Raw genomic sequence first — 23,358 nt, 5'->3', positions numbered from 1 at the left:
AGTATTAAGCAATATTTTATTTTTAATGCAATGTATCCGTCGCCGGCTTCACAATCGAAGAATCCTTCTCCTCCTGCCTGATCAGCTCAGCCCTCCTGGCACTATCTATCATCCTTCTCCTCGCCCGCTCATTAAACAGCTCCGTGAACTTATTATACTCACGTACATAAGAAATACCCAAACCCGCCTTATTCCTGTTCACCAAATTATAAACATCATAATCCGATTTACTAAATGCATTGATACGCAGCCTGCCCTCCGGTGTCAGCAAATACTCCGCCCTGAAGTCACCCGCCAGGCGGTTCGTATTGGCCGAAGTTGAAGCCTTCCCCCAGTCATAATCACCCCCCACATACAACCTTACCCTATTATTATAGAAGTTACTCGTTATACCCGCACTCACCTGGTTCCTATCCATCGCTGTATTATCCTGGTTACCAATATTATAAGCTCTATAGTTCACATTCACCCCAATACCACTGTTCTTAAGCAGGGCCCCCGTAATATTATTCAAAATCGCCTGCGCCTGCGCACTCAATGCCTGCCCCACACTATTCTTACCCGTTATCGCTACATTCGCACCCGCCGCATTCGGATCCTCCGGCAGGAACTGGTTAAACAGCAGCAAACCCGCCATCTGTTGCAATGCCTTATTCTGGTCCTGGTTAATCTCTTTCAGTTTTGCCGCCACTCCACTCTCATAAGCCAGTGAACCTACCTCCGGCAAATTGATCTCATAAGAAATATCCGGCTTCATCAGTTCCCCTCTCAGGTTAATAAGGATGTCCACTCTCTCCGTACGCGTAGCCAGTTTATCAGTGGCTGTCGATGCCGTACCTACCAGGTTGTACAAACTCACCTTCGGCAGGGAATATTTCGCATGAATATCCACCTTCGCTGCCTGCGGATCCCCGTTCCAGGTAATGGAACTGCTCTTGTCTATATCAAACTTCCAGCTGGTCAGTCTTTGTAATGTGAAGTTGTAACTACCCAGGTTAATCTCATAGTTCCCAAACATGGTAAAGTCGCCATCCAGGTTCACATTGATCTGAAGATTACCGGTACCATTCGCAGAAATCATATCCCCCGAAGCCGCATCCATAATCACATCAATCTGTGCATCAGGAGTTGCGGAAATATCCAGTTTTACATTCAGCTTCACATTGTCCTTTTTCTTTTTCTTCTCCTCCTTCATTTCCGTACCATAGGTCTTGAAGGTAATGTAGTCCGACTTCCCGATATCCTTACTGTCCGACAGCGGCAGGTAAAAGTGTGTACCCCTGTCCGGCCTTGCCTGCACCTTCAGGAGCATATCTTCCATCGGCCCCTGGAAGTATACCTTACCATCCGCAATCACATCCCCGTAAAAGAGATCACTATCCGCCGGCCCCGTACCCAGGAACACAAAGTTCCTCGCTGTCACATCAAAGTCGAAGTTCAGCTTATTGAAATGGTCGTGGGAAATGTAGCCACTACCAGTTGCCTTACTTCCATTCTTATCGATAATGGAGAAGTTGCCAAATTCAATGAGGTTATCGTCTATATTGATATTCAGTTTTGGAATGGTATAATTCGTACCCAGGTACAGCACCCTTACTTTTGCACTATCCACTTTCAGGTTCCCCTTTACTGATGGCAGATCCGTAGTGCCGCCTACATTGATGGAGCCGCTCACCTGTCCTTTCAGGTCTGTTACATAGTCTTTTACAAACCTGTCTATCAGTACAAGGTCCACGCCCTTCAGGTTAATGACACCATCCAGGTTTTTATTTTCCCTGGTCAGTCCTACGCTGCCTTTTGCATCCAGGTTCTTGCCTGCATTGTCACTATGTACCTCAAAAGTCGCCTGCCCGGTGCCCTGGCTATAACCGCCTACAAAAGATACAAGGCCGATAGAGTCATTATCCAGTCGCAGTTCTTTTGTCGTAATGTCTGCATCCACATCCAGGTTCCGCATAGGGTCCATGATCAGGATCTTCCCATCGGCCATACCCTCTATACGCATGGGTGTCAGCTGTGCAGGAATCACATCCGCAAGGTTCAGGTTTTTGAGGGTGATCATAAACGTAGACTCATCCGGGTTGTATTCATTTGTTTCTACAGTTACACTCTGTTCGTTGCGCGTCACCTTCAGGTTATGTACTGTAAGGAAGTCCTTACTCCAGTAGATTTCATTGCCCGGAGTCACATTCCACTGCCTCTCATTCACGGTAAAGGCGCTGTTCAGGAAACTGACCTTCACGCCATCCTGCACGGTGACCACCCTGGCATAGAAACCATCCAGTGAGGAGGTATCCTGTGCCTGCAGGTCCACCTTCAGGTAAGAAGTATCCCTGCCTGAGCTGGCCAGGATGAGCGGATTCTGCAGGATCACCTTATCCCCGCTGCTCACCCTGCCTATACTTGTACTGATGTCAATCTTGTTAAATGTACCGGAACTCTTCAGTTGCAGGTCGTTCACTGTATAGCCCCCGTATCCTGCCTGTGGCACAAATACATTCAGGGCCAGGTTACCATTCACCGTATTCAGGGAGCCGTCTATTTTAGACTGGTCAAAGCCTGTCACTTTATCCGTGAAGCCCCTGATCAGCTTATCCACTTCCCCCATCTGGAAGGCGAAAGAAAAGTCCTGTTTGATCTCCTTGGTAGGTGCAGTGGGAAAATAGCTGGGATAATACTTATTGAGCAAAAGCTTGAAGGCATCCGGCAGGTCCATAAAACTGTAGTTCCCTTTCACAAACCCGCTGATCTCACTACCCTTTATCGCCAGCACCTTGGTGTTATTCTCAAAATGGGTGGATACATTCAGGGAGTCAAATTCCAGTCTGTGCAGCTTACGGTAGAGCGATACGTCGTATACGCGGGCAGAACCATCGAAGTTATCGATATTACTACCGGCAAAGTTCAGGTCCATTTTTGCCTGGAAAGTGAGCGAATCATCCGTCAGGCGCATCGCCTTCAGGTTACTGTGGCGGATATCGGAGTCAAAGCGGAACACAGGTACAGGGGTATTGAAGTCAATCGTACCGGCAAAGTCCATGTCCAGGTTCGGATCCGCCACCGTGAGGGAACCATTGAAGAACTTCCGGTTCATCTCACCCTTCGTCCTGATATTGGTATAGCTGTAATCGTAGAGCGTGATCTTTTGTACATCTGCATCTACTGTCGCATTCAGTGTTTTAAAGTTGAAACCGGCTCCGTTTACCTTGGCACTCAGCGATACGGTAGAGAGCTGCGGCACATCCAGCAGGGTACCTACGTTGAAATCATTTGTCGTCAGACTACCGGAATATACCGGCACATCCTTACTGGTCTTAAAGTTTAAGTCAGAGTTCAGGTTGCCCAGGTTGGTCTGGAACTTACCATAGGCCACGAAGTCATTAATAAACCCTGTGAAACTTCCCTGGAACAGGATGTTCGTCAGCCTGTCTATCCGTAATGGATCCACATCGCGCAGGGAAGGAGCAATGCTCAGGATCTCGCTGCCATTCGTGGTGAGTTCATCCGCACGGAAATCTATGAAGGTTTCATCGATATCCGGCAATCCGCGCATTTCCACCCCACCTTTCAGATGGGTACCACTATTATCGGAGAGCTCTATATTGTTGGCTTTCAAGTTAGAAACCGGTCCGCGGGCATCACCAGAGAGGGTGACCACCTTTTTCCAGTCGGCCAGTTCCGGCGCAAAGAAAGCAATATCGTCAGAAGATAATTTACTGTTTACAATATGTGCACGCATGAATACCAGGTTGATATAATCGTTCATATCACTGATATCGGCATATTGCATGGTATAGTAATCCCGGAGATGGCTGTTGTTCGTGAGGAGGTCCATGTGGGAGAACTCCATTTCCACGGGCGACATCTTGAACCGGGCACTGAGTTTCTTCACTTCAAACCCGCTGCGCTCTTTCGTACTGAAGGTCAGGTCGCCCAGGATACTGTCTTTTACCAAAGTCGTATTGGTCAGCTGCAGGTTTATTTTCTGGAAGCGGATGTGATTGGGGGCAAAGTAACCGGCTGTTACAGCAGTGGTATCATCCGGGTCGTCTACACCAAAGAGGCCGTCTTTGATCGAGACTTCCTTCACCAGCAGTTTCCAGTTGGCACTATTCCAGCGAAGTGCAGGAATGGCACTGGTGTCTGCCAGCTCTTCCTTTTCCGCTTTCGGGCGTTTGTGACGGAGTGGGGATGACTTATAACTGGATATGATAAACGAAGGCTTATCCAGCTTCAGTTCCTGTATGTCAATATTGTGCTGCTGCAGGTCGAGATTCTTGGCATCCAGGTAAATCTGCTTCGCTGATACATAGTAGTCTTCACCCACCCACTGGTCTATCTGGTTAATCCTCACATGGGTAAGGTCTACTTTACGAAGATCCAGCGATACGCCGCCTGAAGGCTTCTTAGTTTTCGAAGTATCCGGCGCACTGCTGAATGCATCGACGATGAAAGAATAGTTCCAGAGAGAATCTTTGCGGGTACGTACCAGGTTGATGGTGGCATTATCGAGGCCGATGTACTTGAGTACAGGCTTATCCTGGAAGAAAAACCAATCGGTGATCTTAACCTGGGCAGTTCCTGCATACAGCAGGGTGTCTTTATTCCTGTCTTCCACATAGAGCCCTTCGAGACGAAGGCTATTGAAGAGACGGATATCAACATGCCTGAGGTCTACTCTCGTTTTCAGCTGATGCGAGAGGCGGGTGATAGCTTGCTGAACAAGGAAATTCTGCACTGCAGGGATGTTGACAAGGATACCCAGAAGGATAGCCAAACCCAGTATACTCAGGAGAACAATCGTGATTATTTTACGTACCTTTTTCAGCGCAGCAATGTTTAAGCGGCAAATTTAATTGAATAAGTTGACAATACCGGGCTCCTGGAGCGATCGGGTTAGCAATTTTTCTCAGGCTAAGTTAATACAGTTGTTAAAGTTTTGAGATGGGAAAATGAAGGCATTTGTATAAGCTTCCTTCGACTGTTGTTCGACTGTTGTTCGATGCTTCTTCGACGCTTCTTCGATGCTTCTTCGACGCTTGTTCGACGCTTGTTCGACTAATGAATTACCGGGCATTGATTTTCAAACCCTTATAATAATCGCTCCCCATTGCCCTGCTGTCGGGCAGCCTTACTCCATCACAGGCTCTACCTTATACCCCTCCTTCCTCAGCAAAGCAATAATCCCATCCTTACCCCCCAGGTGGCCTGCACCACAGGCAAAGAAAGCAGGTGTCTGCTGTATTTGTTTGGAGATCACCGGGATCCAGTTGCGATTACGGTTATCCAGCATCAGCGTTTTATAGCGGACAATATCTTCTTCCTGTGTAATCAGCTCAAACAGCTGGTTGATATCTGCTGCATAATAAGCCGATAATAATTGCTGGTAGTCCTGCCTGGAAGTGGCCAGTGCCTTCACCGTCTTCACCAGGCTCGCAGCTTCTTCTTTGTCAGGGATACTGTCAAAGATCGCGATTTGATCTTCCGCTTTTTCCAGGCCGTGAATAGTCAGACCATGTTCTTTTGCAAGCAGCATCAGCATGCTTTCGCAGGAGACAGGGTTCGCACAGGTCACTGTTTTCTCCATAAGCATAGACATGATGACCATCGGCTTCATCCTGTCCAGTGTCTGCAACTCTACACCGACAGAATCACGGAAGTAATCGCTGAGCACTGTATAATCTTCAGGGGCTAACAGTGATTTAAAGGAGTAATCAGGCGGCATGATCATCTCACCTGCAATGCGGTTCATAGCCTCCGTATCATCCAGGTTAAACTCCATGTAGAAGGCCTTTGTTTCCTTCATCGCTTTTATAATCGCCACAGAAAAAGGCAGATCCTCACTGCAGATCATATGGATCGTACCAAAGAGGTAGGAAGGTTTCGACAGCCCATGTCCCGATATTTTCCAGAGCAAAGAGGAAGCATCTTTTTTTGGGGCATCTTTTGGGGCCAGTGGCATGAAAGTAGTCAGCAATCCAAGTAAAGTCGTCAACATAATCAGGCAGTTTTGAAAGCTTGTTTTAATTGCTGGTACAATGTTTCCAGCTGAGGTGTTTGATGCAGTGCAGTAATGATAATGCGGTTAATAGGCGGACTATCCGGATTAGGATAGCCAAAAGAGGAGATGATCGTACCCTTCCTTTCCAGCTCTTTTTCTATCCCTGCATTCAATACGAAGATAGGTAGCTGAAAGGGATTATGAAGTTGATGCATGCCTTGTGTGAATGCAAGAAATTCACCAATGCGGTGCTGCATGGTTTTGCGCTGCTGCCGGAACAAAGCTTTGCTTTGCAGGAATGCCCAGGCACTCGCCGGCATCAATGAAGTACCTGCTGTAAAGGCAGGCGTTTTTTTAAGCGCGATGATATCTTCCAGTCGTCCCGAGACCACCCCGCCCTGGATGCTGAATGCCTTGGCCAGTGAGGCCGTAAGCAGGTAGCGTAGCGGCGGATGCTGCGGTAATGAATGTACAATTCCTCCACCATCTGCACTCAATACCCCAAAGCCATGAGAGTCGTCGATCACCACCATCACTTCCTTATTGATTTCACTGAGCCAGTTAAAATCATTGACGGTACTGGTCAGTGGATTTACACTGTCCGTCACGATCACAAAGGTATTGTCAGGCCAGGCATTTACTTTCTCAATAGTTTGAGATGTCCACGCTGACCAGCTCAGCTCAGGTAAAATCGCTTTGCCTAAGCGCAGCGAGGGATGCGTGGTAGGAGAGTAGCATAGTTCCCCCTTTGTCGCTGCATATTGAACAGCACCCTGCGAGGCAAGGTAGCCGGAGGAAAAGGAAGCTGCTGCCTCCTGTCTGAGCATCTCAGCCAGGGTGTCGTCCAGCTCCTCGTATAGATCCAGGCGTAAGTTGGCAATGCGGGAAGACACAAATACGGTTCCGTAGAGGTCGATGCCGTTACGGAGTGCTTCTTTGTAGTGGGGATGTGCATGCAGGCCCAGGTAGGAGAAGCCGGAGAAGAAAAGATATTCCTTTCCGCTGACATGGGTAACATTGTCAGGCGTCGTATTCGTGTGCAAATGCATTTATTCAGCCTTTGTTTTCAGAATAAAATAATAATCACCGGATTTCACTTTCATATCGAAATGCTTATCATCGAGGGTGATTACACTTACCAGGTTCTCATAGGTGCGGTCCCCGTTGTTGGCAGTGATGGAAATAACTTTACCACCGCTCAGCATCTTGTACATGCCTGAATCGGGCTTATTATCAATAGTCGCGATGAAGAGATGATTGTCGAGGAACTGGTAGAATACGTTGGTATAGTATCCTTTCTTCAGCTCAGCTGCCTGGTTGATCTGCGTGATATCGTAACCGGAGCCGGGAGGCACAACTACATCGTAGACTCTCCATTTTTTGTGCAGGAGCTGATCGTCGCCAGCGCCGCAGGAACAGAGAAACAGCAATATGCCCAGGGTGAAAAATCTGATCACGGGTTGTAATTTTTTGGGAACAAGTTACGTGAAATTGCGTTACTGGCAGCCGCCGGTAACGCAATTAAGTTATTTCATCATGCTATCATTAAAAGCCTGTGAACCCCCTTTCGGGATGCTCAGGCTCAGCCACTTTTCACCTTTCATGATCTTACCGAGATACACAATCTGGCCTACGTGATACGGTACATGCATCAGTTGCCTGTTGATCGCATCTACCACTACATGCGGCTCACTCCTGATCATGACCTTCTTCTCCAGGTCATCTGGTGTCAGACTCCCAATCGAATCCAGGATCACCTTCCAGCCATCATTCCACAATTGTATGATCTCCTCCTTCGACGCTACGCCATTCACAAACTCCTCATCCCTGTTTCGCCATTCCTTTTCACCATCCGATGTCAGGAAATCCGTCCAACGGGAACGCATATTCCCACTCAGGTGTTTTACAATCAGGTAGATGCTGTTCGGCTCACCTTCCGGTTGCCACAGTAGTTGCTCATCGCTTAACCGGGCAATGGTCTTGTCACCCAGTGATTTGTAGTAGGACAGTCTTTCCATGGCGCTGTCCAGGTAAATCTTTCCAAGCATAGTAGTAAGTATTAATAACCGGCAGCACTGTCATCACCGCGCTTATCGCCTACCGCGTTCAGCTGGCCATTTACATTTTTGATGACTTCAGTACGGCCTATTTGTCCTATTGGGGTCACCTTATACCCCATTTTTTCCAGCCCTGCCAGCGGTGCTTTCTCAAAGTCATTTTCTACCAATACCTCATCCGGCAGCCACTGATGATGGAACTTTGGCGCGTCTACCGCCTCTTTTGGCGAAAGATCAAATTCCAGCAGGTTCATGAGTGTCTGAAAGACAGAAGTGATGATGGTAGAGCCACCAGGGGTGCCCGTTACAATGTAGGGGATTTGATTTTTCAAAACAATAGTCGGGGTCATAGAACTCAACATTCTTTTACCAGGCTGAATGGCATTTGCCTCATTGCCCACCAGGCCATACATATTTGGTACACCTGGTTTTACACTGAAATCATCCATCTCATTGTTCAGCAGGAAACCGGCACTACCTACTACTACCTTGGAACCATAACCACCATTCAGCGTGGTCGTTACCGATACTGCATTGCCTTCCGCATCCATGACAGACAGGTGGGTGGTTTCATCGCTTTCATGAATATCGCCGGCCTTTACTACCTTGCTGGAACCCGCTTTGGTAGAATCGAAATCATTCATACGTGACCTGATGTAAGACGCATCTGTCAGTTGTTTTACAGGCACCTTCACATAATCAGGATCACCGAGGAACTGTGCCCTGTCAGCATAAGCACGTCTTTCTGCTTCTATCATCAGCTGCATGGATTTCACTGAATGGAACCCCCATGCCGATAATGGATAAGGTGCTACCATACCCATGAGCTGCTGCAAAGCTACACCACCGCTGCTTGGCAGTGGCATCGTTACAATCTGGTATTGCTTGTATTTAAATACAACAGGCGTTCTGTCTACTGCACGATATAATTTCAGATCCTGTAGTGTGATCAGTCCATTCGCTCTTTCCATTTCATCCACGATCAGCTGTGCGGTTTCGCCTTCATAGAAACCCTCACGGCCCTTGTCGCGAATCCGCTTAAGTGTATTCGCCAGGTCTTCCTGGATCAGGATGTCACCTTCTTTCCAGGGAGTATCACGCATAAATGCGTTGTCTTCTGTATTGAACTTTTTAAACTGTGCCTGTGTCGAGTTGAGACTCCGTGCTTCAGCAGCCGTAATCGCAAATCCTTTTTCCGCCAGCCGGATCGCCGGCGCAATCAATTTCTTCATAGGTAATTTGGCATAAGGAAGGGAGGCATATAGCCCTGCAACAGTACCCGGTACACCACAGGCAAGGTGACCATCTATACTGAGGTTTTGGATCGGGTTACCGGCAGAATCCAGGTACATGTCCCTGGAAGCCTTGGCCGGCGCAGCTTCCCGGTAGTCGATCGTAACGTTTTTGCCATCTTTGAGGTGGGCTACCATAAACCCGCCGCCACCCAGATTACCGGCAGCAGGGTATACAACCGCCAGCGCCAGCTGCGTAGCAATCGCAGCGTCTATGGCATTACCTCCCTGTTTCATGACCTCTATTCCCGCCAGGCTGGCAAGGGGATGAGCCGAGACTACTGCACCTTGAGAAGCATTTACTTCTTTTTCAATTTTGTAGTGGATTGCGTCGTCCTGCGCAAAAACATTGAGGCAGGAGCATAACGTAACTGTGAGTAGTACTGTGCGCATCTGAAACGTGTTTTATTCTTTTGTATCTATTTAGTATTTTGGTTAACAGCCTATAGTCTATCACCATATTCGCCACCTTCAAACAACAAATCTAAATATAAAACCCAAAATCTACGTCGTATGATTCACCCAGTTAACCATTTTAAGAGCTTATTGCTCTTTTTTTCTCTATTCATTCTATCGGCACAAATCACCTATTCCCAAACAGCCGGCATTATCTCAGGTATTGTCAAAGATGTCCATGGCAATGTACTGGCAGGTGCCACCGTACAAATTGAACGGACTAACAAAGGTGGGTACACCAATGCCCAGGGTAGATTTTCGCTCGAGACTATTCCCGGCAATTACACCGTGCTGGTGAGTTATGTAGGATTCGTGACACAACATCAACCCGTAACCGTAAAAGCCGGGGAAGCAGCTGTACTGAATATTTCACTGGTAGCCAGTACAACGATGAATGAACTGGTGGTACTGGGTTCCCGAAGCCTGCCCCGTAGTCAGACAGAAACACCGGTGCCTGTCGATGTCATAGACATCAGGCGGATAGCAGAAAATTCCCCGCAGGTAAGCGTGAACCAGATCCTGAATTATGTAGCACCTTCCTTTAGCTCAGGCGTGCAGACAGTGGCCGATGGTACGGATCATATAGATCCTGCATCACTGCGGGGATTAGGACCAGACCAGGTATTGGTACTGGTAAATGGAAAGAGACGATATACCACCGCACTCGTCAATGTAAACGGTACCTTTGGCCGTGGTGCTGTGGGCACGGATATGAATGCCATTCCTACTTCGGCCATCGACCGTATTGAAATCCTGAGAGATGGCGCTGCCGCGCAATATGGCTCCGATGCCATCGCCGGTGTCATCAACATTATCCTGAAGAGCAGCGTAAATCAATTAGGCATCAGCGTTACCAGCGGAGGAAATGTCACTTCACAGGCAGATCATCATTTAGACGGGCAGACTGTGCAAACCGGTGTTAATTATGGTATCCCCATTGGTAGCAAAGGAGGTTATATCAACTTCGGTGGTTCCTACGATTTCAGGAATTATACCAACCGCTCAGGCCCATGGTCAGGCACGATTTACAAAGCATATCCCGGTGGTGCAGATAAGACAGATAGTTTCCTGGTCGCCAATCACATTACCCGCAACGATATCCGGATGCGGGTAGGACAATCAAAACTGCGCAGTGCACAGCTTTTCGTCAATGCAAATATTCCACTGGAAAATAATGGAGAAATCTATTTCTTCGGCGGCATCGGCTACAGGGCCGGCAATGCTGCAGGCATCTACCGCTTGCCCAACGATAGCCGCAATGTGATAGATATCTATCCGCTTGGTTTCCTGCCTGAGATCAACAGCGATATTTACGATCGCTCCTTTGGTGCAGGTATCAGGGGAAACCTGGGCGAATGGAAAGTAGATTTTAGCAATACCTATGGCAGAAATGAATTTGATTTCTCTGTACAAAATTCTCTGAATGCCTCACTGGTCAATGCATCTCCTACCAGGTTCACCTGCGGTGGCCCTATCTTCGCGCAGAATACCACCAACCTTGATTTCTCCCGGAGAATAGACCTTTTCGATATCGCCTTTGGTGCAGAACATCGTTTTGAAAAATACCAGCTGGTAGCTGGTGCAGAAAACTCGTATACAGACTATGGCCGTGCTGCTAAAATCGGTGTAGATGCCAATGGCAATGATATTCTCATTCCTGATCCGCAAGGCCCCATCAATACATTGTTCGGCCCCGATGGTTCTGCAAGACCCGGTGGTGCACAGGTATTCCCGGGTTTCAGACCGGAGAATGCCATTACTGCCACCCGATCGGCGATTGCTGCCTATCTCGATGTGGAAGCAAATCTCAGCCGCGCATTCTTATTAGGTGCAGCTATTCGTTTTGAAAACTACAATGATTTCGGCAGCACAACCAATGGTAAACTGACTGCCCGCTATAAGCTCAGTGACAAGACAGCCCTCCGTGGATCAGCCAGCACCGGTTTCAGAGCACCTTCCCTCCACCAGCAATATTATTCTTCTACCAGTACCTTGTTTGTAGACGGTCAGCCATATGAAGTAGGCACCTTTACAAATGATAGCCGCCCCGCACAACTGCTGGGTATTCCCAAACTGAAGCCGGAGAAATCAAAAAGCCTGAGCGCAGGGTTCACAACTATAGCAGGCAAATTCAGTTTTACGCTGGATGGATATTATACCCGCATCAATGACAGGATCGTATACACCGATCAGTTTTCCGGCAACAATGCAGATACTGCTTCAGCAGTTGATAAGGAAATCTACCAGTTGCTCTCCCTCGCCAATGCCAACAGGGCGGCCTTCTTTGCAAACGCTATCAATTCAGAAACCAGGGGAGTAGACCTCGTAGCTACTTACAGCACAAGACTGGGCAAAGGTAATTTTCGTGCAGACCTTTCCGGTACCTATAGTTATACACAACAGGTGGGCGATATCCATTCCTCTCCCAAACTGAAAGGCAAGGAGAATATCTATTTCAGCAGAACCAGCCGTATTTACCTCGAAAGAAGTGTGCCCCGGGAAAAAGTAAATCTCTCCCTCTCATATACCCTCAATAAACTGAACCTCTTTGTAAGAAACGTGTACTTCGGCAATGTGGAAGAAGCGACCAATGACCCGGCATTTTACCAGACCTATGGTGGCAAGGTAATCACTGATATGGCAATAGGGTACAGGTTATGCAAAGAGGTCAGGGTCAGCATCGGTTCCAACAATGTACTGGATGTCTACCCCGACCTGGTGAAAAATCCTGCTAATACCAACAGTAACCAGTTCAGGTATAGCCGCCGTACTACCCAGTTTGGGTACAATGGCAGGTTCCTGTTCGCCAGGCTGGAATTAAACTTATAAAATCCTGCCAGGTCTCTTTTAGGCCCCCGGGTTAGTTGCCCTAAGCGACTGACCCGGGCCCTGAAGGATATCCCCCCTTTTGTGTTATTTGAAATAACCATTTTTTATATATGTTTGTAAGGGACAACATAACCTATGACAACAGCTTTGAAATGCACGGGCACTTTATTGCTGTTTATAATAGCAGTGCACTGTAACAACCAGCGACCCGATAATGCGACCTTGAAACAGATCATGAGGGATGAAGATGGCATCGTATACAAACGCGTATTTACCTTATCAATGGACCCCAACAGGGAACGGGTGGAGATTTACTTCAAATCCGGTGGCCTGAAGGAACGCTATTTCCGTAAAGCTGGCAGGCTGGATGGCCCGCGACAACTCTTTTACCTTTCCGGCATGCTCTCCGAATCGGGCAACTGGCGGAATGATTGTCGTATAGGGGAGTTCCGTTATTACCGGGAAGACGGGCAGCTGGACTGCGTACAGTATTACGGTTTGTTAGGCGACGGTAGCAGGTGATGCTGATATTTCTTATCTTCATGTAGTAATTCTACAACAGATGAAATACCGCTTACTGGCACTGGTTTTCGCAGTTATTGCCACAACTTTTTCCCTTTCCGCTCAAACACTGCCTTCGCCGGATCAGTTTCTTGGATACCCACTTGGCACACAGTTTACACCACACTACAAGGTGTTGGATTATTTCAGGGCAGTAGCAGCCGTTACGCCCAATATGCAGCTTGAACAATATGGCACTACCTACGAAGGAAGGCCGCTGATGATGGCGACTATCACTTCGCCTGCCAACTTTGCCAGGCTGGACCAGATCAGGGAGCATAACCTGCAGCTGGTCAACGGCGACGAAAAAGCAGCCGGCAATGATCCCGTGATAGTATGGCTTAGTTACAACGTACACGGGAACGAAGCTGTGTCTACAGAAGCAGCGATGAAGACCCTGTACACCCTGGCAAACAAGAGCAATACACAGCAGCAGCAATGGCTGGAAAAAACCATAGTGATCATCGATCCATGCCTGAACCCCGATGGCCGTGAGCGTTATGTGAATTACTATAACCAGGTACATACACTCATTCCTGACCCGGTATTATCCGGCAGGGAACATAAAGAACCCTGGCCAGGTGGCAGGGCAAACCACTATTACTTTGACCTGAACCGTGACTGGGCCTGGCAAACGCAAACTGAATCCCAGGCCAGGGTCGCACAATATAACCGCTGGATGCCACAGGTCCATGTGGACTTCCACGAGCAGAGCATCGATGCACCTTATTACTTTGCACCTGCTGCCGAACCCCTTCATGACATCATCAAACCCTGGCAAAGGAAAATGCTTACCATGATCGGTAAGAACAATGCAAAGTATTTTGATAAGGAAGGCTGGCTCTACTTTACCAAAGAAACATTCGATATGTTTTATCCAAGTTATGGAGATACCTATCCTACTTATAACGGTGCTATCGGCATGACCTACGAGCAGGGTGGGGGCGGCCGCGCAGGCATCATGGCCCTCAGGCAGGATGGTGATACCCTTACACTTACACAGCGCATCGCTCATCACTATACCACCGGTATGTCTACCATAGAAGTAGCTGCCGCACAGGGTGCCCAGTTGCTGAAAGATTTCACTGATTACTTCTACGAAGCCAGTCATAATCCGGATGGTCCTTATAAAACTTATGTGATTAAGTCTGGCGGCAACGCTGAAAAATTAGCCGCTTTATCCGGCTTATTGAAAAAGAACCAGATCCGGTTCGGTTACGGTGCTAATGGTGCAAAAGCCACTGGATTCAACTATTTCAATGGTAAGACAGAAAGCTTTTCCATTGAAAAAGAAGATATGGTGATCAATGCCATGCAACCCCGTTCAAACCTCCTGAAAGTATTGTTCGAACCGGATAGCCGGCTCACAGATTCTGTGACCTACGATATTACAGCATGGGCATTGCCTTATGCATACGGACTACAGTCTTATGCCCTGAAAGAGCCCCTGAACGCAGAGCGCGATACCTTACTGATTCCGGTAGCTACTCCTGTCAATTCAGAGCGTAGCTATGCCTACCTCGCCAAATGGAACAGTATAAGAGATGTCCGTTTCCTGGCTGCATTGTTAAAAAGAAAGATCAGGGTACGCTTTGCAGAAGGACCATTCACAGCAGGTGGTAAGTCTTATTCCCCCGGCACACTGATCATCACCAGGGCAGGCAATGAAGCAGCAGGAGAGGGCTTCGATGTCATGGTGACCGGGTTAGCGAAAACGGTAGGTGTAACCCTGGATGTGGCAAGTACAGGTTTCGTGGATAAGGGCGTTGATTTTGGCTCTGAAAAAGTGCATTATATCAAACCAATGAAAGTAGTATTGGTCACAGGTAACGGTATTTCCTCACTGGCTGCCGGGGAGATCTGGTATTACTTTGAACAGCAGATCGGGTATCCGCTCACTATCGTGGATGAAAATAACCTGGAGCAGGTGAACTGGAAAGATGTAGATGTACTGATCATGCCTGATGGTAATTATAAATTCCTCTCAGATAAAGACAATGCAGGTAAGCTGAAAGACTGGTTGAGCAATGGAGGAAAACTGATCGCCCTGCAGGATGCATTGTTCCAGGTAGCGCAGCAGGATTGGGGCATTAAAGTGAAGAAAGAAGGGATGCCCGGCCTGGATGAAAAGAAGGATACATATGCACTCCTGAAGAGCTATGCTAACAGGGAAAGAGATGGCATCAGGCAGGCTATTCCCGGCGCTATTTACAAGGTACAGTTGGATAATACCCATCCCCTGGCATTTGGCTTTTCAGATACCTATTATACCCTGAAGCAGGATGATAGGATTTATGAATTCATGGATGGCGATGGATGGAATGTAGGTGTGCTGAAGAAGGATAATTACCTGAGTGGATTTGTAGGCACGGAAACACGTAAGCGCCTGAAAGACGGATTGTTGTTTGGTGTGAAAGAAATAGGCCGTGGTAAGGTCGTGATGCTGGCAGACGATCCCCTGTTCCGCAGTTTCTGGGAAAACGGGAAATTACTGTTTGGCAATGCCTTGTTTATGGTGTTTTAAAATGCAGGATTTTTAAAACCGCTTAATATTACACCCGAGCACCTGAGTAGAACTGACCTTCGGTGTTTTCTTCGCCAGCAGGTCATTAATGGCATTATTCAGGTGCCGGTTTTTTACGGCATCCGCATTCCCCGGACTGTCATCAATCGCCCCTTTATACATCAATGTACCACTCTGGTTAAAGAGATAGCATTCCGGTGTATGTGTAGCCTGAAATGCCTCTGCAAATGCCGCAGCAGGATCTGCTACATAGTACCAGGTATATTGTTGTGCACCGGCATATGCCTTCATCGATTCCAGGTTGGCATTCGCATTTGAATTAATGAGCACCACGCCTATCTGGTTCGCCTGTGCATAACGGCATATTTCCACCGTTCTGGCCTTATTTCTTTCAATGTAAGGGCAGTCATTGCCCGAAAACATCACTAACAGGCCATTGCTTTGTTTGGCTTTGTTCAGTGTGATTTCTTTTCCGGAAATGTCTTTTAATGCCTGATCAGCCTTGGGTATAGGAGCTCCAATCTCCAATGGGAGTTCTGCCATCCGCATAGCGGTAAGGGCAAGACATAGCGCTAGGTAGTGAGACTTTATCATAAATATAGGTTTACGGGGGTAACAGCCGGGCTAAAGTTAATAATTATGTGTTAAATAAATTTAATCTATTGTATAAGCGGAAATTAGCCTGCACAGCCAGAAAAGGATGCTTTTTCTTGAAAAAAATCTAAGCGTGCTTCAATTCCTTTAAATACTTAATACTCGCATTTAGCTCAAAACCAATCAATAACGTTAAGGAATTCAGGTAAACCGCAATCATCAGTATTAACAGTGTACCAACAGACCCGTAAATCTTATTGTAGTTACTAAAGTTATTAACAAACACTGAAAAACCAAGCGTGACTAAAATCATTAAAATCGTGGCCAGTGTACTCCCTGCTGTAATGAATTTCCATCGCTTATTGGTAGCCGGTACAAACTTGTATAATACGGACAAAATAGAGTAGAACAGGAAGATGATCAATACCCACCGCGTGGTTTCCGCCAGGGAAATGAGGGTCTTATTCTTTATGCCAAGGGTATCAAAGATATAGTGCAGCACAGTACCCTGTGCGATGATCAGGATCACGGTCACAATCAGCAAAAACACCAGGATGGCTGTCAGCTGTAAAGCCAGCAATCTTTTCTGCCACCACTTCCGCCTCCTGAATCCCGGTTGCTTCCTGTTGAAAGAACGGGCCACCCCCATCACGGCATTCGACGAGGCAAAGAAGCTCATGCCAAATGAAATCGACAGCAAACCATTGTGATGGGTATACAGGAAGTCATGGATCATGTCCCGCACTATGATATAGGTATTGTAGTTCGGGGTCACATCCTCCGCCAGCTCGTACAGGGTAGCCTCCACATTGTTCATGGGAATGTAAGGGACCAGTGTAAATAGGAAGATAAAGAAGGGCGGTATAGCCAGCAGGAAGTTGAAGGAAATGGCGGCCGCCCGCTCTCCGAGACTCTTATTCTTTATTTCCTTGAAGAAATAATGGATCACATCATACAGGGGCAACCCCTCAAATCCGGGCAATACAATATGCTTGCTCCTGGTAATGAGGAAACTGATAGGTTTGATTGCGAGTATGACAGACTCTATTCTTCTCATAGCTAACCAGGTACACCACTATATACCTCGTGCATTCAGGGCCGCCTGATATAAATGGGCATTTTTCATGTGTTCTGCGTAGGTAGCCGCAAATGCATGATAACCGGAAAAATCAGATTTAGCGCAAAAATACAGGTAATCTGTCTCCGGTGTATTGAGTACAGCGTCCAGTGTTTTTACAGATGGAGTGCAGATAGGTCCGGGTGGCAGACCTTCATACCTGTAGGTGTTATAGGGGGAATCGAATTGCAGATGTCCTTCCCTGATCCTGCGCAGGCCAAAGTCCTGCAGGGCAAATTTCACAGTCGGATCGGCCTGCAGTCGCATTCCTTTCCTGAACCTGTTCAAATATACACTGGAAATCAGTGGTTTTTCATCATTCTTATTGGATTCCTCTTCTACAATAGAAGCCAGGATGGTCACCTGGTCAATCGTGAGGTTCAGGTGTTGTGCCTTTTCTTTTCTTTCTGAAGTCCAGAAATCTTCTCGGCCTTTCTCAATCTTTTTAAATGCATTCTCGGCGGAGGTATTCCAGTAAAATTCGTAGGAGTTGGGCATAATGGCGCACATCACCGTATTGGTATCCAGCCCATATTGCCTGAGGTAAACATTATCATTGATCAGTGCCAGGAAGGTGGCAGAATCTGCCTCCAGGTTTGCACAGATTTTATGCACCAGGTCTTTCTTCGTTCTGAGCTTGGTGATGGTCAGGGTCACGGGTGTCTGACGGCCGGAGCGGAGAATTTTGACAATATCAAAATTGCTCATGCCCCTGGTTATTTTATACTTACCTGCCTTTACACGTTCCGGGTAGCCCAGTTCCCGCGCCACCCAGTCAAAGCTGTTGCGGCTGCGAATGATCTCCTGGTCCATCAGGCCATTGAGTACGTCGGTATAGGTACTGCCGGTGCGGACATAAAAGAACTTGTTATCGCCAAAGGAACGGGTATTGGGACCAAACAGGCGATATCCAAAATAAACGAGCGTACCGGCAGCCAGTGCAATCACGATCACGATAGCGCGACGGATCCAAAGGCGTTTTTGTGGCTGTTGCTTTGATTTGCTTCTCTTTGTCTTTGCCATAAAAGGATAGGTAACAAAAAACCTCGCTTGTGGCGAGGTTCTATAATAGCTTTGTAGTCCAGATTATTTAGCTGGCTGAGTATTAGGTAAAGTAGCCGGAGCAGGCTGCTGTTGTTGCATAGGTGCAGGAGCAGTTGCGTTACGCTCCATTACTGATTTGTCCTGTTGTACAGTGGTGCCTTTGCCAATAAACATGGAAGAGGTCATGCAAAGTACAGCAATGAGCGCAGCAAGGATCCAGGTTCCTTTTTCCAGTACATCGGTAGTCTGGCGAACACCCATTACCTGGTTACCAAAACCACCGAAAGAGCCGCTCAAACCGCCGCCTTTAGGGTTCTGAACCAGCACGAAAAAGCCTAACAGCACGCAGGCCAGGATGATTAATATACCGAAAATCAATAACATAATATATGTGTTAATTTTTGTCTGTTAGAATTTGTAATTCTTTGATCTTTTGCGCAAAATAAGCGCTTTTGCCGGGATTAAGCAAACTTAATTTCTGATAAATAAGGATCGCTGTATTGTACTGGCGTTGCTTCGCCCAGATCTCTGCCAGCGTCTCGGTTACCATATCATTATTAAGGGTGATGCTGTTCATCGCCATTTTTTCTACCGCCTCAGAAACCTCTGGATCTGCATCCTGGTAACTGATGTTGATCTGTTGGCGATACCAGTCTTTGCTGGCCTTATCGGCAAAGCTGCTTTTCATTTCTTTCAGCCAGGAAGTGAAACTCTTCATTTCCGCCTTCCCTTTTTCATTCAGTTCATCCGCTTTTTCAGGATCTTTCAGGCGCTTATAAGCAAAATAATCGTCTGTATAAAGCGGTTGAAATGTCAGGGTGGAACTATCTTCCAGTGCTGGCATATCCAGCGGGAAAATCTTGATTGGCTCTTCTACTTCTTCACCTTTGATGGCTACCGGAAGGTCGGACGCTACAATAATCGGTTCAGGTACCATCTCTTGCTCTTCTTCTTTTATTTGTTCTTGTATAACTTCTGGTTCCGGCTCTTCTGGCGTAACTGTCACATTATCAGGTGTAATGGTCAGCTCGTCGTCGGTAGTAAATGTAGTTATTTCTTCAGGCGCTTCCTCCACCGGGGCTTCATAAGCAGGTGCCTCATACGCTGTCGCTTCAGAACCCCTCGCCTCATAGGCGGGTGTTTCCTCTACCGGGGCTTCATAAGCAGGTGCCTCATACACCTCCGCCTCCGGCTCAGCTACTTCCGCCGATGCCTCATACACAGCCACCGGTGCCGCCACCACCTCATCAGTCGTGATAAAGCGGTAGAAATAATGCATATTATTGCTGAACTGCTGTGCCTTCTTTACTGCAGGCGCCAGCAGGTTCTTTTGTTCGCTATATTGCTTCCTGGCCAGTAATAACCTTGCCGCAGTAAAATACGGATATTGTGAAATAATCCGATCTATACTGTGTTCATCTACCTGCTTAATATCAGGCAGTTGGAAAATATGTTGAATGATCCTGTTTGCGGTCATATAGCTGCTAAAGTATGAAAAAAATTTAAATACGAAGGCTACATTTTACCAGTTTGCAAACGCCTTATTGAAAATATCATCTACAATCTGCGGCAGGATATTATTTTCTAACAGGCTGTTTTCCACTGCACTGGGCAATTGTGTGGCCGAGAAGTCAGCAGAACGGGTGAAGGCCTGGGTCCATCCTTTTTTATCACCCACCCGCTTTATAAAAGTGACATTAATGGTCACCGTCAAACGGGAAGTCGCCGCCTTGTCCACATTGGTTACCGCAGCATTGCTGAATGCATAACCAGTCACATTGCCCCTGAACTCATAGTCGGTATTGTCTTCGTTTACCTGTACCAGCCTGGTTTGTGAAGTTACTTTCGTTCTTAGTCTCTCAGTGACGTTCTGGCTCAGGGTCGGGTTATTGATCGGTGCCCTGTTTTCAATAAACCGTACATTCACTGATTTCGCCCCTGGATCAATACTGGCCCCGGTCACGGAGTATTTAACGGAACAGCCACCCATCAGCAGTAAAAGTCCGATGGTCATTATCCCCTGAAATAATCTGGTCATTGCCATACTTTATTCGTTAATGTTGTATTCCTTCAGTTTTCTATACAGCGTCCTCTCTGAAATGCCCAGATCCAGCGCAGCATCTTTTCTCTTGCCTTTATGTTTCTTAAGCGCTTTCACAATGAGCTCTTTCTCCTTGTCCGCAATAGATAGCGTCTCTTCTACCTCTTCGTGGTGATCTATCTTATTATTGTCCTGGATAATGATCGGTTGTTGCGGTGCCGCAATAGCAGTCGTAGCCACATTCGTATTCACCTCCGGCTGGGAGTGAAAACTATGCAGCACATGGCTGTCCTGGAAATTAGCAGGGGCGGCATGCGCCAGGTTGGGATTCTGCAGTACTTCGAAGAACATCTTTTTCAGTTCCGTCACATCCTTCTTCATGTCGAAAAACAACTTGTAGAGGATATCCCTTTCGTTCGAAAAATCGCCGTTAGCCTTTGGCTGTGGTGCCGCCAGCATAGGCAGGCGCGAGGTTTCAGGCTGTTCCGGCAGGAATCGTCTCAGTTCCTGGGCAGTGATCAGCTTATCATGTGCCAATACGGAGATCTGTTCCGCCATATTCTTCAGCTCACGCACATTACCTCTCCACTGGTAGTTCACCAGGATATTGCGGGCCTCGTCATCCAGCTGGATCGAGGTGGTCTTATACCTTTCAGCAAAGTCAAGGCAGAACTTGCGGAACAGCAGGGGAATGTCCTCCTTCCTGTCGCGTAGCGAGGGTACCCGGATAGGCACGGTATTGAGACGGTAGTACAGGTCTTCCCTGAACTTACCCTGTTGTGTATGATCCAGCAGATCCCGGTTGGTCGCCGTGATCACACGTACATCTGTTTTTTGAACTTTGGAAGAACCCACCCTGATAAACTCCCCTGTTTCCAGTACACGGAGCAGGCGGGCCTGTGTGCCTAAGGGCATTTCACCAATTTCATCGAGGAAAATGGTACCCCCGTTTACAGTTTCGAAATAGCCTTTGCGGCTATCGACAGCACCGGTAAAAGATCCTTTTTCATGTCCGAACAATTCGGAATCGATTGTTCCTTCGGGTATAGCACCGCAGTTGACAGCGATGAAAGGGTTATGTTTACGGGCACTTAATGAGTGGATGATATTGGAAAACACTTCTTTACCAACGCCGCTTTCCCCGACTATCAATACCGTCAGGTCTGTATTGGCCACCTGGGCGGCCACCTGCAGGGCGTAGTTGAGTACCGGTGAATTTCCTATAATGCCAAACCTGTTTTTAATGGACTGTATGTTATCCATATCCTTAGTTTTCGGGTCCGTATCAAAAGTAAAATTTCCGGTGTTTAATCCGGGTACCTGAGGGACAGAATTCTTGTTGATGTAATTCTCAATGCCCTTCAGGTTACTTTAGATACATCCCCGCTGTGATCCAATTTATTTTCTCTTATGCCATTCCTGTCGCGGTACCGATCAGGGTGCCGGAGGTACAGCTATCTACTTTCACCCAAACGTAGTCACATTTCTTGTAATTCTCTTTAGGAAAAACAATCACCTTATTATGTCCGGTTCTTCCAAACAGATGGTCTTCTGATCTTTTGGAAGTACCTTCTACCAATACCTTGAAAGTTTTGCCCACATCCTGCTGCATGCTGGCCAGTGATTGGCCCCTGTGCAATTCCACTACCTCCGCCAGTCTTCTCTTTTTCACGTCATCCGGCACATCGTCCTGGTAACGGCGGGCTGCCAGGGTACCCGGGCGCTCGGAGTAGAAGAACATGTAAGCGAGATCGTAGCGGGAATAAGCCATCACTTCCATGGTATCCTGGTGATCTTCTTCGGTTTCAGTGCAGAAGCCGGTGATGACATCGGTAGAGATGCCACAGTCAGGCAGTATTTCGCGGATGCGGTCTACCTTTTTCATGTACCACTCACGGGTATAAGTACGGTTCATGAGCTGCAAAATCCTGTTGCTGCCGCTTTGTACCGGCAGGTGGATATAATTACAGATGTTCTCATACTTCGCCATCACATGCAGTACCTCGTCCGTAATGTCTTTTGGATGACTGGTGCTGAAGCGTACCCGAAGGAGTGGGCTGATCTGTGCTACCTTTTCCATCAGGTTGGCAAAAGTCACGGTTTCAGCATCATTTACAGGGTTTACCCAGTAGTAGGAGTCTACGTTCTGGCCCAGGAGGGTTACTTCGCGATAACCTCTCTGGAAGAGGTCAGTGGCTTCCTGGAGAATAGAGCGGTAGTCACGGCTACGTTCGCGCCCGCGGGTAAACGGTACTACGCAGAACGAGCACATATTATTACAGCCACGCATGATGGATACAAAGGCAGTAACACCATTTGAATCCAGTCTTACAGGGCTGATGTCGTCATAAGTTTCCTCACGGCTCAGCAGTACGTTCACTGCTTTCTGGCCGGTTTCGGCTTCTTCAATCAGGGCAGGGAGGGTACGGTAGGCATCCGGTCCTACGACCATGTCTACCAGTTTTTCTTCTTCTAAGAGTTTGGCTTTCAGTCTTTCTGCCATACAACCAAGTACACCTACAAGGAGTTCCGGATTGCGCTGCTTTACCTTCTGAAACTCAGTGAGCCTTTTACGCACAGTCGTTTCCGCTTTTTCCCTGATGGAACAGGTATTGAGCAGTACCAGGCTGGCCTCTTCCACATTACGGGTAGGGCCAAAACCTTCTTCTTTCAGGATGGAAGCCACGATTTCACTATCGTTGAAGTTCATCTGGCAACCATAACTTTCTATGTAGAATTTCTTGGTATAAGTCTGAATATCTGCAGCCTCAGGAGCGTAAGCCTCGCCCTGCCGGTTTTCGTCATGCACTTTTGTTACCTGATCCAGCATTCTTTTCTTATC

Annotated in this window: 17 protein-coding genes; 3 read left to right on the top strand and 14 right to left on the bottom strand. The window is 47.4% G+C overall.

The window, feature by feature from the left end:
* Positions 1-22: 22 nt before the first annotated feature.
* The 6 genes from DXN04_RS31540 to ggt all read right to left on the bottom strand — a co-directional run bounded on the left by DXN04_RS31540 (position 23) and on the right by ggt (position 9,743).
* Positions 23-4,777 (bottom strand): translocation/assembly module TamB domain-containing protein, encoded by a 4,755-nt coding sequence (locus DXN04_RS31540; RefSeq protein WP_116857423.1) that lies wholly within the window; start codon positions 4,775-4,777, stop codon positions 23-25.
* A gap of 354 nt (positions 4,778-5,131) precedes the next feature.
* Positions 5,132-5,998 (bottom strand): TraB/GumN family protein, encoded by an 867-nt coding sequence (locus DXN04_RS31535; protein WP_116857422.1) that lies wholly within the window; start codon positions 5,996-5,998, stop codon positions 5,132-5,134.
* A gap of 2 nt (positions 5,999-6,000) precedes the next feature.
* Positions 6,001-7,044, bottom strand: coding sequence for an aminotransferase class I/II-fold pyridoxal phosphate-dependent enzyme (locus DXN04_RS31530; protein WP_158569259.1), 1,044 nt, complete (start codon positions 7,042-7,044; stop codon positions 6,001-6,003).
* A 6-nt stretch (positions 7,045-7,050) separates the two neighbouring features.
* The gene (locus tag DXN04_RS31525) at positions 7,051-7,458 is read right to left on the bottom strand and encodes a hypothetical protein (RefSeq protein ID WP_116857420.1); all 408 of its coding nucleotides are present in this window, start codon (positions 7,456-7,458) and stop codon (positions 7,051-7,053) included.
* A 69-nt stretch (positions 7,459-7,527) separates the two neighbouring features.
* Complete coding sequence (locus DXN04_RS31520) at positions 7,528-8,049, bottom strand: DUF1572 family protein (protein ID WP_116857419.1); 522 nt, start codon at positions 8,047-8,049, stop codon at positions 7,528-7,530.
* Between the two features lie 11 nt (positions 8,050-8,060).
* On the bottom strand, positions 8,061-9,743 hold the full coding sequence (ggt, locus tag DXN04_RS31515; RefSeq protein ID WP_116857418.1) for a gamma-glutamyltransferase: 1,683 nt from the start codon (positions 9,741-9,743) through the stop codon (positions 8,061-8,063).
* Positions 9,744-9,863: 120 nt separating this feature from the next.
* Here ggt and DXN04_RS31510 point away from each other — a divergent pair, with 120 nt between their 5' ends.
* The 3 genes from DXN04_RS31510 (at position 9,864) to DXN04_RS31500 (ending at position 15,720) form a co-directional block, all read left to right on the top strand.
* Positions 9,864-12,635: a TonB-dependent receptor gene (locus DXN04_RS31510; RefSeq protein ID WP_116857417.1), complete on the top strand. Its 2,772-nt coding sequence runs from the start codon at positions 9,864-9,866 to the stop codon at positions 12,633-12,635.
* Between the two features lie 135 nt (positions 12,636-12,770).
* Positions 12,771-13,157: a toxin-antitoxin system YwqK family antitoxin gene (locus tag DXN04_RS31505; RefSeq protein ID WP_116857416.1), complete on the top strand. Its 387-nt coding sequence runs from the start codon at positions 12,771-12,773 to the stop codon at positions 13,155-13,157.
* A 40-nt stretch (positions 13,158-13,197) separates the two neighbouring features.
* The gene (locus DXN04_RS31500) at positions 13,198-15,720 is read left to right on the top strand and encodes a M14 metallopeptidase family protein (RefSeq protein ID WP_116857415.1); all 2,523 of its coding nucleotides are present in this window, start codon (positions 13,198-13,200) and stop codon (positions 15,718-15,720) included.
* A gap of 12 nt (positions 15,721-15,732) precedes the next feature.
* Here DXN04_RS31500 and DXN04_RS31495 read toward each other — a convergent pair whose 3' ends face one another.
* The 8 genes from DXN04_RS31495 to miaB form a co-directional block, all read right to left on the bottom strand.
* Positions 15,733-16,314: a redoxin domain-containing protein gene (locus DXN04_RS31495; protein WP_233525730.1), complete on the bottom strand. Its 582-nt coding sequence runs from the start codon at positions 16,312-16,314 to the stop codon at positions 15,733-15,735.
* A gap of 127 nt (positions 16,315-16,441) precedes the next feature.
* Positions 16,442-17,371 carry a YihY/virulence factor BrkB family protein gene (locus tag DXN04_RS31490; RefSeq protein WP_116857413.1) on the bottom strand — a complete coding sequence of 310 codons (930 nt, stop codon included), beginning with the start codon at positions 17,369-17,371 and terminating at the stop codon, positions 16,442-16,444.
* Positions 17,372-17,389: 18 nt separating this feature from the next.
* Positions 17,390-18,454: an endolytic transglycosylase MltG gene (mltG, locus tag DXN04_RS31485; RefSeq protein WP_116857412.1), complete on the bottom strand. Its 1,065-nt coding sequence runs from the start codon at positions 18,452-18,454 to the stop codon at positions 17,390-17,392.
* A gap of 63 nt (positions 18,455-18,517) precedes the next feature.
* The gene (gene secG, locus DXN04_RS31480; protein ID WP_116857411.1) at positions 18,518-18,859 is read right to left on the bottom strand and encodes a preprotein translocase subunit SecG; all 342 of its coding nucleotides are present in this window, start codon (positions 18,857-18,859) and stop codon (positions 18,518-18,520) included.
* A gap of 10 nt (positions 18,860-18,869) precedes the next feature.
* Entirely contained in the window at positions 18,870-19,952 is a 1,083-nt protein-coding gene (locus DXN04_RS31475) for a hypothetical protein (protein WP_116857410.1), read from the bottom strand.
* Positions 19,953-19,997: 45 nt separating this feature from the next.
* On the bottom strand, positions 19,998-20,513 hold the full coding sequence (gene lptE / locus DXN04_RS31470) for an LPS assembly lipoprotein LptE (RefSeq protein WP_158569257.1): 516 nt from the start codon (positions 20,511-20,513) through the stop codon (positions 19,998-20,000).
* Between the two features lie 9 nt (positions 20,514-20,522).
* On the bottom strand, positions 20,523-21,779 hold the full coding sequence (locus DXN04_RS31465) for a sigma-54 interaction domain-containing protein (RefSeq protein WP_116857408.1): 1,257 nt from the start codon (positions 21,777-21,779) through the stop codon (positions 20,523-20,525).
* Positions 21,780-21,924: 145 nt separating this feature from the next.
* Positions 21,925-23,346, bottom strand: coding sequence for a tRNA (N6-isopentenyl adenosine(37)-C2)-methylthiotransferase MiaB (gene miaB / locus DXN04_RS31460; RefSeq protein ID WP_116857407.1), 1,422 nt, complete (start codon positions 23,344-23,346; stop codon positions 21,925-21,927).
* Positions 23,347-23,358: the final 12 nt, after the last annotated feature.

It is taken from the genome of Chitinophaga silvisoli, assembly GCF_003412465.1.
GTDB classification, from domain to species: Bacteria; Bacteroidota; Bacteroidia; order Chitinophagales; family Chitinophagaceae; genus Chitinophaga; species Chitinophaga silvisoli.
The sequence above is the reverse complement of the archived record's forward strand: the minus strand, read 5'-3'. Positions and strand labels throughout refer to the sequence as shown.